This is a genomic window from Herbaspirillum frisingense (assembly GCF_047325095.1).
GTDB classification, from domain to species: domain Bacteria; phylum Pseudomonadota; class Gammaproteobacteria; order Burkholderiales; family Burkholderiaceae_D; genus Herbaspirillum; species Herbaspirillum frisingense.
This window is the reverse complement of record NZ_CP168558.1, coordinates 4,240,700-4,255,146: the sequence shown is the minus strand read 5'-3', so window position 1 is coordinate 4,255,146 and position 14,447 is coordinate 4,240,700. Positions and strand designations below refer to the sequence as shown.

The following is a 14,447-nucleotide window of genomic DNA, read 5'->3' as shown; positions in this document are numbered from 1 at the left end:
CAACAGGAGGGGCGAGAGATGAAGACTGTGCTTGCTAATCTGCAACTGTGGCAGAAATTCGCATTGCTGGGTCTGCTGGGACTGGTGTTGTTCGGCGTGCCGACCACCCTGTACGTTCTCAGCACCGAACGCGTGATCCGCTTCAAGAAGGAGGAAATCGAGGGCGTCGAGCCGGTCAGGCGCTTACTGCGCAGCGTGCAACTGATGCAGCAGCATCGCGGCATGTCGGCCGTGATGCTCAACGGCGCCGCCGACATGGTGGCACCTCGCCAGGCCAAGGCGACGGAAGTGGACCAGGCCCTGCAGGCGCTGGCGCAGGCCATGCAGGGCATGCAGAAGAGCGATGCCCAGGCCGGCGCGCTGCTGCAGGCCCAGGTCCAGGCCTGGACCAAGGTGAGGGACGCAGTCGGAGCCCGTCAGCTGGCCGCGCCGGAAAGCTTTGCTGCCCATAGCGCCGTGATCGGCGCCTTGTTCGACCTCAACGAACGCATGCTCGATCATTTCCACTACACCATCGATCCCGACTTCGATAGCACCCAGCTGATCAACGCCGCCTTCATCGCCATGCCGATGCTCACCGAAGACCTCGGCCGGGCGCGCGCCCGTGGTGCCAGCCTGCTGCTCAAGAAGGACATCAAGCGCGAAGACCGGCTGGAACTGGTGGCCATGCTGGAGCGGGCGCAAGAGCGACTGCTGGTGGCTCGCCGGTCCTTTGCCAAGGGGGTGGCAGCCAATGCCGATATCGGTGCCCGCCTGGCGACGGTATTCGACAGTGCCAACCGGCTGGGGCTGGACGCCATCAAGCTGGCCCGCGAACAGGTCCTGCTGCCGCAGGAGGTGAGCTACGCATCGGACGCCTATTTCAAGCAATTCACCCAGGCCATCGATGAGCAGTTCAAGGCCATCGGCGAGGCCACCGCAGTGCTGTCCACGCAACTCGATGCCCAGAATGCCGCCCTGCGCCAGCAACAGATGTCGGTGCTGGCGGCCATCCTGTTGCTGGCGGTGCTGGCCGCCTGGCTGGGCGTGATGATCACATGCTCGGTCACACAGCCGGTGCTGGCTTCGGTGGAGATGGCCAGGCGCGTGGCGGCCTATGACCTGACCGTGCACAGTGTCGTGCGCGGCCGTGACGAGACGGCGCAACTGCTGGGCTCCCTCAACAGCATGACCGGTAGCCTCGGCGGCATCGTGACCCAGGTGCGCAGCAGCATCGACCTGATGCAGCATGCCAGCGGCGAGATCGCCACCGGCAATGCCGACCTGTCGCGCCGTACCGAGTCACAGGCCTCCAGCCTGGAGGAGACCGCCAGCGCCATGGAGGAGCTGACCTCCACCGTCCAGAACAATGCCGACAATGCCCGCCAGGCCGACCAGCTGGCTGGCTCCGCCGCCCGTCTGGCCGAGCGCGGCGGGCAGGTGGTGGGCGACGTGGTGCAGACCATGGCCCAGATCAGGGAGAGTTCGCGGCGCATCGTCGACATCATCAGCGTCATCGATGGGATCGCCTTCCAGACCAATATCCTTGCCCTCAATGCCGCCGTGGAGGCGGCACGCGCCGGCGAGCAGGGGCGCGGCTTTGCCGTGGTAGCCTCGGAAGTGCGCTCACTGGCGCAACGCAGCGCCAGCGCCGCCAAGGAAATCAAGCAGTTGATCGGCGATTCGGTGGACAAGGTCGACACCGGTGGCAGGCTGGTGGACGAAGCCGGCGTGACCATGAGCGAGGTAGTCGGGGCAGTACGCCAGGTGGCCGGCATCATGAGCGACATCACCCAGGCCAGCCAGGAGCAGAGTACCGGCATCAGCCAGGTCAACGACGCCATCACCCAGATGGAAGCCATCACCCAGCAGAATGCGGCATTGGTGGAGCAGGCGGCGGCAGCCTCGGAAAGCCTGCAGCAACAGGCGTCACTGTTGCGCGAGGCGGTCGCGGTCTTTCGTACCGACCACGACAGTGCACCGGTACAGAGGGCGCCCTTGGCGACGCGGCAGGTGGCGCTATCGGCAGCATGAGCACCTGGCGCTGAGCGCCTGACACCACGCCCGCCAGGAGGCCGCGACGAGCGGTGGTTGAGGGGGGATGGTCGCTTTTTTAACTATGCAAAAGAAACATGCGGGCATGCCGACAAAGCATTGGCTCGCCCGCATCGGCCTCTTCTAATATGCGCCACGCGCATTTCGTCCATGGCGTTCATTCTGTACATCCCTTGCGTCTGGCGCTGAAGCTCGCGTCGCCGCACGCCGGGGTGGCTGCGGCGCGATTTCACCATAACAAAACATCAACACGGTCGCGTTGCTGCTGCAGTACAGGGCAGGGCACGCGGCAGGCATGAATCATGCTGTAAATCTGCGCAGGGCGGGCTGCTCACCGGTGGCCGCCCCCATTTGCATCACCGTCTACGTTAGCGTTACAAGAAAGACATCATCCATGATTCAACGTCTCAAGATCGGCAGCCGCCTGGCGTTCGGTTTCTGCCTCATCCTGCTGCTGGCCACGGCGATCCTCCTGATCGGCCTGTGGCGCATGGCCGAGATGGAAGCCAGCAGTGAATACGTGATCGAAAAGAAGGTCACCGCCATGACCACCGCCATGCACATGCGCGAAGCCGGCAGCGAGATGGCCCTGGCCTTGCGCAAGGTGGTCACCCCTACCGATGCAGCCGAAGGCAAGGCAGAGGATGAACACCTGGGCCGCATCCTGCAGGCCTATGCCGGCTTCGAGAAGCAGATCACCGAACTGACCTCCAGTGGCCGTGGCAAAGAATTGCTGGCGGCCGCCAGCGGCGAGAGCAAGAAGCTGTTCCCCATCGTCGAACAGATCCGCCAGCAGGTACTCAGCAACAATTACTTTGATGCGGCGCAGTTGCTGAAAAGCGATTTCCTGCCGGCCCACGAAAAGTGGATGAGCAGCGTGGGTGCGCTGGCCTCGTTCCAGCAGGACGACATGAAAGAAGCGCATGCCGACGCCAAGGACAGCTACCGCAAGGCGCAGATCGGCATGTTGCTGATGGGCGTGCTGACGCTGGGCCTGGGCTTCTTCTTCACCTTTGTCATCACCCGCTCCATCGTCAATCCGCTCAAGCGCGCCGGCAGCATTGCCGAGACCATCTCCAGCGGCGACCTGACCCAGGACTTCCACGATGATGGCCGCGATGAAGCCGCCCACCTGGTCAACGCCCTGGACGCCATGCAGACCAACCTGGCCACCACGCTCAACGAAGTCAAGGAAAGCGCCGCCGTCATCGCCGTGGCCTCGCACGAGATCGCACGCGGCAACGTGGACCTGTCCAATCGCACCGAGTCCCAGGCCTCCAGCCTGGAAGAAACCGCCAGCTCCATGGAGCAGCTCACCTCCACCGTACAGCAGAACGCGGAGAACGCACGCCAGGCCAACCAGCTGGTGCTGTCGGCCTCGGACTATGCCACCAAGGGTGGCCGCGTGGTCGGCGACGTGGTGGCCACCATGGGCTCCATCAAGGAAAGCTCCAGCAAGATCGTGGACATCATCGGCGTGATCGACGGCATTGCCTTCCAGACCAACATCCTGGCCCTGAATGCGGCCGTGGAAGCAGCCCGCGCCGGCGAGCAGGGTCGTGGCTTCGCGGTGGTGGCCTCCGAAGTGCGGGCGCTGGCCCAGCGCAGCGCCGCCGCCGCCAAGGAAATCAAGCAGCTCATCAGCGATTCCGTGGACAAGGTCGACACCGGCGGCAAGCTGGTCGATGAAGCCGGCGCCACCATGAGCGAGATCGTGTCTTCGGTCAAGCACGTGGCCGACATCATGGGCGAGATCACTGCCGCCAGCCAGGAGCAGAGCGCCGGCATCGCCGAGGTCAACAACGCCATTTCGCAGATCGACGAAATCACCCAGCAGAACGCCGCCCTGGTGGAACAGGCTGCCGCCGCCGCCGAAAGCCTGCAGGAACAGTCCGACGTGCTGGCGCGGGCGGTGGCAGTGTTCCGTCTCAGGGCCGCGCAGGCGGGCGCGGCGCACGCTGCGGCAGCCTCCATCCCGGTGGCGCGGCCGCTGACGCCCGCGCGCACGATCAACCCGCAGCCGGCGCTGACCGCCGCGAGCCCCGCCAAGCGCCCGGTCGCCGGCCTGCCACCCGCAGCGCCCGCCAGCGGCAAACCGGCTGCCACGGCACGGGATGACGAGTTCGAAGAGTTCTGAACGTTGTCATGACGTCCAGGCTTGAGGAAGCGTCATTGCAGTAACAAAAAATCAAGCTGTTGCGTAAGCGCCGCCACCTTCCGGGTCGCGGCGCTTTATTTTTGCCTGAGACGGGCAGAGATCATGAGAATTTAAGATAATTCTCAAGTTGCCGTAAAGCTATAACAATCGCAGCAGATTGACCGGTCCGGAAATGGGGAGGACGGTCGCCTGCGCGGCCGGGGGAAGAGCACGGCGTCGAGGCCTGCCTGCATGGGGAAAATCGACGACAGCGGCCATATCGCGGAGTCACGCGGACCCGGTGTAGCAATAGCGGCACTTTCACTTCATCCACCGGAACCACACCAATGTCCATCAAGAACCTTTCCATCAAGGCGCAACTCGCCATTGCCGTCCTTGTGCTGTCCATCCTGCTGCTGGCCATCGGCGCGTCGGGCCTGCTGGGCATGTCGGCCGCCGTCAGTGTCAATCGCCAGCTCTCCGAAGAGCGCATGCCCAAGACCGTCGCTGCCGACAATACGCTGATCTGGATCGGTCGTCAGCGTACCTCGCTGGACCAGGCCGCACTCACCAGTGACCCTGCCTGGGCCGAACGCATGGTCGGCATGGACGCCAATGCGCGCAAGGAAGCCCTGCAGTGGTGGGCCAAGTACACGGCGCTACCGCAGACCGAAGACGGCAAGGTCCTGGTGAAGAAGGTTTCGGATGGCATCGAGAAGACCGAGCAGGAGCTGACCCGCTTTGCCGAGGTGATCAAGGGCGGTGACCGCCAGGCCATCGGCGACCAGGCGCGCAAGGTCGGCACCATCTACACCGCCATGCAACTGGACGGCCAGGCCCTGAGCAAGTATGAGACCGAGCTGGCCACCCGTAGTGCCGAAACCTCCATGGCACGCTACGAAGCCTCGCGCATGTTTTCCATCGTCGCCATCATCGCCGGCCTGCTGCTGGCCTTCTACAGCTGGTGGTCGCTGCGCCGTGCCATCGGCGAGCCGATGCAGCGCGCCCTGCGCCACTTCGACGCCATCGCCTCGGGTGACCTGACCCAGCCGGTGCACGTGCATTCGAAGAACGAAATGGGCCAGTTGCTCAATGGTCTCTCGCGCATGCAGGAGAGTCTCACCCGCACCGTGCGCGCCGTGCGTGGCGGCAGCGATGCCATCGCCACCGCGACCCGTGAAATCGCTTCCGGCAACCTCGATCTGTCCTCCCGTACCGAACAACAGGCGGCTTCGCTGGAAGAGACTGCCTCCAGCATGGAAGAGCTGACCAGCACCGTGAAGCACAACGCCGACAATGCCCGCCAGGCCACCACGCTGGCGGTCAATGCCTCCACCATCGCGGCCGACGGCAATGCGGTGGTGAGCCGGGTGGTGCAGACCATGGAAGAGATCCGCGAGAGCTCCTCGCGCATCACTGACATCGTCAGCATCATCGATGGCATCGCCTTCCAGACCAATATCCTGGCGCTCAATGCAGCGGTCGAAGCAGCCCGTGCCGGCGAGCAGGGACGGGGCTTCGCGGTGGTCGCCACCGAGGTGCGCGCACTGGCGCAACGTTCCTCCAGCGCAGCCAAGGAGATCAAGGAACTGATCATGCATTCGGAAGAGCGCGTGCAGGCCGGCTCGCAGCTGGTGGGCCAGGCCGGCGAGACCATGAACGACGTGATCCAGGCGGTGCAGCGCGTGACCGACATCATGAGCGAAATCTCGGCCGCCTCCAACGAACAGAGCGCCGGCATCGACCAGGTCTCGCGTGCGGTGACGCAGATGGACGAGGCGACCCAGCAGAATGCCGCCCTGGTGGAACAGGCCAGCGCCGCTGCCAAGTCGCTGGAGCAGCAGGCCCAGTCGTTGATGCAGGAAGTGGCGATCTTCCGCGTCGGTGGAGCGGCCATGGCGCCCGCCGTGGCCGCTCCACCGGTCCGCGCGGCCCAGCCTGCGACCAAATCCGCACCCAGGATGGCTGCACCGCAAGCCGCTCCCAAGGCAGCCCCGGTCCTGAAGCGTCCGGCCCTGCCGGCGGCCAGCGCTGCAGCAGCACCGTCGCGCCCGGCCCCGCGCGTGCCGGCTGCCGGCGACGATGGTGATTGGGAGACCTTCTGAAGTGATGCGCCCCGCCGGCGTGTTTGGCGGCAGGGTATGCGTTCAACCAGGAACGCATAGACGAAAAAAGACAAAAAGACAAAAAGCTAAAAAGCTAAAAAGCTAAAAAGCTAAAAAGCTAAAAAGCTAAAAAGCAAAAACGCTGCGACCAGCCTGTGCCGGTCGCAGCGTTTTTTTATAACTGCCTTGCCAGACCGGCTGTCAGCGCGGGTGATGCTTGCCCGAGGTCGCCAGCAATTCCGGTGCCACCACCGCCTTGAGGTAGTTGGTGGTGACGTCGCCGCGTTCGCGCTGGCTGATCCACCAGATGTTGGCCTTGCGCAGCGACCACTCCTGCGGCTGGCCGCAGATCAGTTGCGCAGCCACCTGGCCCAGCGTCGGCTGGTGACCGACGATGAGCACCGGCTCGCGGCTGTCCGGCCAGTTGGCCGCCCGCAGCAGGTCGGCCGCAGTCATGTTGGGGGCCAGGTCGGCCACCACCTTGTGCCGGCGCTTGAGGGCCTCCACCGTCTGCAAGGTGCGTGTCGCGGGACTGACCAGGATACGGCAGCTTTCCGGCAGGTTGCGATCCAGCCATTCGGCCATCTTGGCAGCCTGCTTGTGACCCTTCGGGGTCAGGGCACGGCCCTCGTCGGGTTCGCCCAGCTCGGCCTCGGCATGTCGCCATAGAATCAGGTCCATCTCAGCTCCTCGGATAAATCGGCAGGTGGCGTCGGGAGTGCTTCGGTGTTGGCCTCACTCTTCCGGTGGCGTGGCCGGAATGCCCAGCGTGGTCATCAGGTGTTGCTGGGCGTTGAAGCACTGCTGCTTGGTGCGCGGTTTCTTGAGCGTATAGACGCCATTGACGTCGAGCTGCCAGGAATTGGTGTTGTCCTTCAGGTAGGGGTTCAGACCTTCCGAAATCACCCGCTTCTTCAGCGTCTTGTCCAGCACCGGGAAGGCCACCTCGATACGGCGGAACAGGTTGCGGTTCATCCAGTCCGCACTGGCCAGGTAGACGTCGTGGGCCAGGTCGTTGCGGAAGTAATAGATGCGCGAGTGCTCCAGATAGCGGCCGATGATGGATCGCACCTTGATGTTTTCCGACAGTCCCCGCACGCCCGGGCGCAGCGCGCAGGCACCGCGCACGATCAGGTCGATCTTGACGCCATCGGCCGAGGCCGCGTAGAGGGCGCGGATCACCGACTCGTCCAGCAGCGCATTCATCTTGGCGATGATGCGCGCCGGCCGGCCTTCGCGGGCGATCTGGCCTTCGTTGCGGATGGCACGGATGATTTCCTTCTGCAGCGAGAACGGCGCCAGCCACAGGTGCGTGAGGTTACGCGGCTTGGTCAGGCTGGTGAGATGGATGAAGACCTCATTGACTTCGGCCGTGAGCTCCTGGTTCGAGGTCAGGAGGCCGAAGTCGGTATAGAACTTGGTGGTATTGGGGTGATAGTTGCCGGTGCCGAGGTGGGCGTAGAAGCGCAGGCCCTGGTCGTCGTCGCGGCGGATCACCAGTGCCAGCTTGGCGTGTGTCTTCAGGCCGACCACCCCATAGACCACCTGCGCTCCGGCCTGCTCCAGCTTGACCGCCCAGTTGATGTTGGCTTCTTCATCGAAGCGCGCCATCAGTTCCACGATCACCGTCACTTCCTTGCCGTGCTGGGCGGCGTAGATCAGCGCCTCCATCAGGTCCGAGTTCATGCCGGTACGGTAGATGGTCTGCTTGATGGCCAGCACGCGCGGGTCGTGGGCGGCGGTGCGGATGAAATCCACCACCGGCTGGAAGGACTGGAACGGGTGATGCAGCAGCACGTCCTTCTTGTCCAGGGCGGCAAAAATGTTCTCGCTGGCCAGTTGCGGCGGCAGGGTGGGGGAGAACGGCGGGAAGCGCAACTCCGGCTGGTTGACCAGGTTCACGATCTCGCCCAGGCGCACCATGTTCACCGGACCCTGTACCGCGTACAGGCGGTTGCGTTCGATGTTGAACTGGTTCAGCAGGAATTGCGCCAGGTGTTCGGGACAATTGGCCGCCACTTCCAGGCGCACCGCCACGCCGAACTGGCGGCTCTGCAATTCGGTTTCCAGGGCCTGGCGCAGGTTCTTGACCTCTTCTTCATCGACCCACAGGTCGCTGTTGCGGGTCACGCGGAATTGCGAATAGGCGGTGATGTCGCGCCCCGGGAACAGGTCGGCGATGTGTGCGTGGATCACCGAGGACAGCAGGCAGAACGAGGACTGGCCCTTGGCCGAGAGATGGTCCGGCAGCTTGATCACGCGTGGCAGCACCCGTGGTGCCTTGACGATGACGATGGCCGTGCCGCGCCCGAAGGCATCCTTGCCGGAGAGCTCGATGATGAAATTGAGGCTCTTGTTGTGCACCTGCGGGAAGGGGTGGGCCGGGTCCAGGCCGATGGGCGTCAGCAGCGGGCGCACATGCTGCTCGAAATACTGCTTGACCCAGGCGCGCTGCGCCTCGTTGCGGTCATCGTGGCGCAGCAGGTGGATACCGTTGGCCGCCAGTTGCGGCAGGATTTCGTCGTTGAGCAGTTCGTACTGGCGCGTCACGATGCGGTGGCATTCGGCGCTGGTGCGTTCCAGCGCGGCGCGCAGTTCGGGCGGATCGATATTCTCGCCCTCGATGCGATTGGCCAGCAGGCTGGCGATGCGCACTTCGAAGAATTCATCCAGGTTGCTGCTGCAGATGCAGAGGTAACGCAGGCGTTCCAGCAGCGGCACGCTGTCGTCTTCGGCCTGGGCCAGCACGCGTCGGTTGAAGGCCAGCTGCGACAGTTCGCGATTGAGGTAAATCGTATTGGCGGGAAGTTCAGGAGGTGTGCTGCTTTCCGGTTTTGCTTTTCTGATCATCAATGTTCCCTGTCCATCCACTTTGAGCGGGCAGTGTATTTAGGAGGTATGACGAGTTTATGACAACACTCATGTCGCTTTGTCACATTGCTTCAGTATAAGAGCAAGCCCATGTGATGACAAAAACATATTTGCTCATATGCAATGCGGGTTTGTCGGCATGACACGGAATTGTCAGGAAACCCGCGTGCAGCCTGGCGCCTGGTTTTGCAGCCCGGTACCAGGATCTGCCCCGGCGCCCGGCGAAGGGCCGCCGGGGCTGGCCTGGATGACAAGTTCGGGTCATAAACTCGTCACATTAGCTGGTTAAAGTTCGCCCTGTCTCGGAAGTCATCCCTCCCATCGTGATGTTTCTTTCTGACGTTCCTCTCTCAAAATCATAGGAGTAGTTGAAATGGGGTTTAACCATCTGATCAAATCTGTTGCAGTCGCAGTGGCCGGCGCTTTCGCCTTCAGCGGTGCCGCTCATGCAGCAGAAATCACCGGCGCCGGCGCCTCCTTCCCGTACCCGGTCTACGCCAAGTGGGCTGAACTGTACAAGACTGCCACCGGCAACAGCCTGAACTACCAGTCCATCGGTTCCGGCGGTGGTATCAAGCAGATCAAGGCCAAGACCGTCGACTTCGGCGCCTCCGACGCCCCGCTGCCGCAGAGCGAACTGGCCGAAGCCGGCCTGACCCAATTCCCCGCCGTGGTCGGTGGCGTGGTCCCGGTGGTCAACCTGGATGGCGTGACCCCGGGCCAGATCAAGCTGTCGGGCCAGGTTCTGGGCGACATCTACGCTGGCAAGATCACCAAGTGGAACGCGCCTGAAATCACCGCCCTGAACCCGGGCGTGAAGCTGCCGGCCGACGACATCACCGTCGTCTACCGTTCGGACGCTTCGGGCACTTCCTACGTGTTCACCTCCTACCTGTCCAAGGCCAATGCCGACTTCAAGGCCAAGATCGGTGCCGGTACCGCCGTCAAGTGGCCCACCGGCGTGGGTGGCAAGGGTAACGAAGGCGTTGCCGCCAACGTGCAGAAGGTCAAGGGCTCCATCGGCTACGTCGAGTACGCCTACGTCAAGAAGAACAAGCTGAACTACACCCAGCTCAAGAACAAGGACGGCAACTTCGTCTCCCCGGATGACTCCTCCTTCAAGGCTGCCACCGCCCACGGCGACTGGGCCAAGACCCCGGGCTTCGCAGTTGACTTCACCGACGCCGCCGGCAAGGAATCGTGGCCGATCTCCAGCGCCACCTTCATCCTGCTGCACAAGGAACAGGCTGGCGATGGCGCCAAGGGCAAGGAAGTCCTGAAGTTCTTCGACTGGGCCTACAAGAATGGTGGCAAGGTCGCCGCCGACCTGGACTACGTGCCGCTGCCGGATTCGGTCACCAAGCTGGTGGAAGATTCCTGGAAGAGCAACGTCAAGGACAGCAGCGGCAAGGCGATCTGGTAAGCCACCGTCAAGTCCGGCCGGGCTCTGAACAAGTCCGGCCAAGCAAGCCTCTCCCCTACGGAGTATTCGGGCCATCGCAGCGAGAACGAGCAACTCTGGAGCACAGAGCATTCGCGGCGATGGCCCGTTTTAATGGTGAATTCAAATGAGCGCTAATTATTCCACCACGGCAATGTCGAATACCGAAGTCAAAAAATCCCCGACAGAGACTGATAGTGCGCAGGTCGCGCGCGAGAAGTTGATGGCCGTCATGCGCCGCCAGCGACTGCAGGACTTCTTCTTCCACAAGATCACCCTGATCTTCGCCCTGTCGGTGCTGCTGATGCTGGGCGGGATCATCGTGTCCCTCATCATCGGTGCTGCACCCGCGTTCCAGGCCTTCGGCCCCGGCTTCATCACCCGCGTCGAATGGGACCCGACCAATAACGAATTCGGCGCCATGATCGCCATCGTGGGTACGTTGTCGACCTCGATCATCGCTTTGCTGATCGCCTTCCCGGTCAGCTTCGGCATCGCCCTGTTCCTCACCGAAATCTGCCCCGCCAAGCTGCGCCGCCCGCTGGGTACCTGCGTGGAGCTGCTGGCCGGCGTGCCTTCCATCATCTACGGCATGTGGGGCCTGTTCGTGTTCGCCCCGCTGTTCTCGGAATACGGCCAGCCCTTCCTGAAGGCCACGCTGGGCCAGATTCCCGGCATCGGTGTGCTGTTCTCCGGCCCCACCATGGGCATCGGCATCCTCACCGCCGGCCTGATCCTGTCGGTGATGATCATCCCCTTCATCTCCTCGGTGATGCGCGACGTCTTCGAAGTGGTCCCGGCCGTGCTGAAGGAATCGGCCTACGGCCTCGGGTGTACCCGCTGGGAAGTGGTGCGCAAGGTGGTGCTGCCCTACACCAAGACCGGCGTGGTCGGTGGCGTGATGCTGGGCCTGGGCCGCGCTCTGGGCGAGACCATGGCGGTCACCTTCGTGATTGGCAACTCGCACCGCCTGTCCTGGTCGCTGTTCTCGGCCGGCAACTCGATCGCCTCGACCCTGGCCAATGAAATCGCCGAAGCCTCCAGCAAGCTGCACGTGTCCTCGCTGTTCGCGCTGGGCCTGATCCTGTTCGTCATCACCTTCATCGTCCTGTCCGCCGCCAAGATCATGTTGATGGGCATGACCCGCAAGGAAGGAGCCAAATAATGAGCCAGACCGTACCAACCGGCAGCGCCGCCGCCAACGCGCCGCAAGCCATCAATCCCGTCTACCGCAAGCGCCTGCTGCAGCATCGCATGGGCATGCTGTTCTCCTTCCTGGCCATGGGCCTGGGCCTGTTCGTGCTGGCCTGGATCCTGCTGACCCTGGTCTTCAAGGGCGTGGCCGCGCTCAATCTGGGCCTGCTGACCGAAAACACCCCCGGACCGGGCGATGCCGGCGGCGGCCTGTTGAACCCCATCGTCGGCTCGCTGATGATGGTCGGCATCAGCACCCTGATCAGTACCCCCATCGGCATCCTGGCCGGCGTCTACCTGGCCGAGTATGGCGAGGAGAGCAAGCTGGCCCAGGTGACCCGCTTCGTCACCGACATCATGCTGTCGGCACCGTCCATCGTGATCGGCCTGTTCATCTACGCCATCTACGTGGCCAACGTGAACCACTTCTCGGGCTGGGCCGGTACCTTCGCCATCTCGCTGATCGCCATTCCGGTGGTGGTGCGTACCACCGACAACATGCTGAAGCTGGTCCCCAGTGGTCTGCGTGAAGCCGCCTTCGCACTTGGTGCGCCGCGCTGGAAGGTGGCCATCATCGTGCGCCTGCGTGCCGTCAAGGCCGGCGTGGTGACCGGCGTGCTGCTGGCGGTGGCCCGTATCTCGGGCGAGACCGCGCCGCTGCTGTTCACCGCCCTGAACAACCAGTTCTTCAGCACCAACATGAACCGTCCGATCGCCAACCTGCCGGTGGTGATCAACCAGTTCGCCATGAGCCCGTATGACAACTGGGTCTCGCTGGCATGGGGCGGCGCCTTGCTGATCACCTTCAGCGTGCTGCTGCTCAACGTGCTCTCGCGCACCCTGTTCAAGCAACAAATCCCCGGCTAATTCTCCAAGTGACCGACATGACTACTGCTCATCAAATGGCAAGCCACGCTACTACCGCATCCGCCAACGCTGCTGCGGACAAGAAGGCCACGCTCGAAGTTTCGCAACTGAATTTCTACTACGGCGGATTCCAGGGCCTCAAGAACATTAACCTCAATATCTGGGAAGGCAAGGTCACCGCCTTCATCGGTCCCTCGGGCTGCGGCAAGTCGACCCTGCTGCGTACCTTCAACCGCATGTACGACCTGTACCCCGGCCAGCGTGCCGAGGGCAAGATCATCTACGCCGGCAACAACATCCTGGAGCCGGGGCAAGACCTGAACATGCTGCGCGCCAAGGTCGGCATGGTGTTCCAGAAGCCGACCCCGTTCCCGATGTCGGTCTACGACAACATCGCCTTCGGCATCCGCCTGTACGAAAACCTGCCCAAGGGCGAGATGGACGAGCGCGTCGAATGGGCGCTCAACAAGGCGGCATTGTGGGGTGAAGTCAAGGACAAGCTGCACAAGAGCGGTCTGTCGCTCTCCGGTGGTCAGCAACAGCGTCTGTGCATCGCCCGCGGTGTCGCGGTCAAGCCGGAAGTGCTGCTGCTGGACGAGCCGACCTCGGCGCTGGACCCCATCTCCACGGCCAAGGTGGAAGAGCTGATCGGCGAGCTGAAGAACGACTACACCATCGCCATCGTGACCCACAACATGCAGCAGGCGGCACGCTGCTCGGATTACACCGCCTACATGTACCTGGGCGAGCTGGTGGAGTTTGGCGAGACGGACCAGATCTTCATGAATCCGGTGCGCAAGGAAACCCAAGACTACATCACCGGCCGGTTCGGCTGAACCGTCGTCTCGGCTACTGCGCGCTCCGATTTCGCGTCTGCGATGCTCGCCGTACTCCAGTACGGCTGCGCTTCTCGACGCGAACTCGAAGCGCTCGCTACGCCGATACGACGATTCCACAGAGTAGTCAGGGCACATATTTTTTATAGAATTTTCTTTTAGGGACGTCACATGACCGGCGATCATTCCTCCAAACAGTATGACCAGGATCTGGAGCAGATCCGCTCCAAGGTGCTTGCCATGGGCGGCATGGTGGAGCATCAGTTCCAGGATGCGATTGCGGCTTTCCGTAACGGTAACCTGGACGTGGCGCATCGCGTGATGAAGGACGACGAGGCCGTCAATCGGCTGGAAGTCGAACTCGATGATGCCTGCAGCCACCTCATCGTGCGTCGCCAGCCGACCGCCAATGACCTGCGTACCGTCATGGCGACCATCAAGATCATCACCGACCTGGAACGCGTGGGCGACGAGGCGACCAAGATCGCCCGGACCGCCATCCACCTGCACAAGCGGGGGATCGGTCTGGTGTCGCATTACGAGACCGTGAGCCTGATCGCCGAGCAGGCCATGGACCAGCTGCGTAGCGCCCTGGACGCATTCGCCCGCCTGGATGACAAGCAGGCCGCCGAACTGATCAAGCAGGATGAACGCATCGACCACGGCTTCCGCTCCATCACCCGCAGCCTGATCACCTTCATGATGGAAGACCCGCGCACCATCTCCGGTTCCATCGATACCCTGTGGGTGGCCAAGGCCATCGAACGTATCGGCGACCATGCCAAGAACATCGCCGAGTATGTCGTCTACGTGGTCGGTGGCAAGGATATCCGCCATACCGACTTCGGTTCGGCCAAGTCGATCGAAGACGAAGAAGACTGATAGCACGGCGCCGGTGCTGGCGGTCGGGAAGAGCCGTCCATCACCGGGTTGCGGAGGGGAGACCCGCGATACTGCTCAAC

Annotated in this window: 10 protein-coding genes; 8 read left to right on the top strand and 2 right to left on the bottom strand. The window is 62.9% G+C overall.

Features of this window, described 5'->3' with window-relative positions; translation table 11 throughout:
• Nucleotides 1–18: 18 nt before the first annotated feature.
• The 3 genes from ACEOAC_RS19475 to ACEOAC_RS19465 all read left to right on the top strand — a co-directional run bounded on the left by ACEOAC_RS19475 (nt 19) and on the right by ACEOAC_RS19465 (nt 6,276).
• Nucleotides 19–2,013, top strand: a complete 1,995-nt coding sequence (locus tag ACEOAC_RS19475) for a methyl-accepting chemotaxis protein (protein WP_413445522.1) — start codon at nt 19–21, stop codon at nt 2,011–2,013.
• Between the two features lie 415 nt (nt 2,014–2,428).
• Nucleotides 2,429–4,171, top strand: coding sequence for a methyl-accepting chemotaxis protein (locus tag ACEOAC_RS19470; protein WP_413628535.1), 1,743 nt, complete (start codon nt 2,429–2,431; stop codon nt 4,169–4,171).
• A gap of 347 nt (nt 4,172–4,518) precedes the next feature.
• On the top strand, nt 4,519–6,276 hold the full coding sequence (locus ACEOAC_RS19465; RefSeq protein ID WP_413628534.1) for a methyl-accepting chemotaxis protein: 1,758 nt from the start codon (nt 4,519–4,521) through the stop codon (nt 6,274–6,276).
• A gap of 201 nt (nt 6,277–6,477) precedes the next feature.
• Here ACEOAC_RS19465 and ACEOAC_RS19460 read toward each other — a convergent pair whose 3' ends face one another.
• Together ACEOAC_RS19460 and ppk1 are read right to left on the bottom strand one after the other, a co-directional pair.
• Nucleotides 6,478–6,957 (bottom strand): SixA phosphatase family protein, encoded by a 480-nt coding sequence (locus ACEOAC_RS19460; protein WP_006464980.1) that lies wholly within the window; start codon nt 6,955–6,957, stop codon nt 6,478–6,480.
• Nucleotides 6,958–7,011: 54 nt separating this feature from the next.
• Complete coding sequence (ppk1, locus tag ACEOAC_RS19455; protein ID WP_006464981.1) at nt 7,012–9,126, bottom strand: polyphosphate kinase 1; 2,115 nt, start codon at nt 9,124–9,126, stop codon at nt 7,012–7,014.
• Between the two features lie 394 nt (nt 9,127–9,520).
• On the opposite strand from ppk1, the gene pstS reads away from it, so the two are divergent.
• The 5 genes from pstS to phoU all read left to right on the top strand — a co-directional run bounded on the left by pstS (nt 9,521) and on the right by phoU (nt 14,367).
• Nucleotides 9,521–10,570 (top strand): phosphate ABC transporter substrate-binding protein PstS, encoded by a 1,050-nt coding sequence (pstS, locus tag ACEOAC_RS19450; protein WP_234295768.1) that lies wholly within the window; start codon nt 9,521–9,523, stop codon nt 10,568–10,570.
• A gap of 172 nt (nt 10,571–10,742) precedes the next feature.
• Nucleotides 10,743–11,753 carry a phosphate ABC transporter permease subunit PstC gene (gene pstC / locus ACEOAC_RS19445; protein ID WP_039876741.1) on the top strand — a complete coding sequence of 337 codons (1,011 nt, stop codon included), beginning with the start codon at nt 10,743–10,745 and terminating at the stop codon, nt 11,751–11,753.
• A complete protein-coding gene (pstA, locus tag ACEOAC_RS19440; protein WP_006464984.1) occupies nt 11,753–12,649 on the top strand; it encodes a phosphate ABC transporter permease PstA in 897 nt (298 codons plus the stop codon). The genes pstC and pstA overlap by 1 nt, the downstream gene beginning before the upstream one ends.
• Nucleotides 12,650–12,684: 35 nt before the next feature.
• Entirely contained in the window at nt 12,685–13,485 is an 801-nt protein-coding gene (pstB, locus tag ACEOAC_RS19435; RefSeq protein ID WP_006464985.1) for a phosphate ABC transporter ATP-binding protein PstB, read from the top strand.
• 171 nt (nt 13,486–13,656) lie between these two features.
• The gene (phoU, locus tag ACEOAC_RS19430; RefSeq protein ID WP_006464986.1) at nt 13,657–14,367 is read left to right on the top strand and encodes a phosphate signaling complex protein PhoU; all 711 of its coding nucleotides are present in this window, start codon (nt 13,657–13,659) and stop codon (nt 14,365–14,367) included.
• Nucleotides 14,368–14,447: the final 80 nt, after the last annotated feature.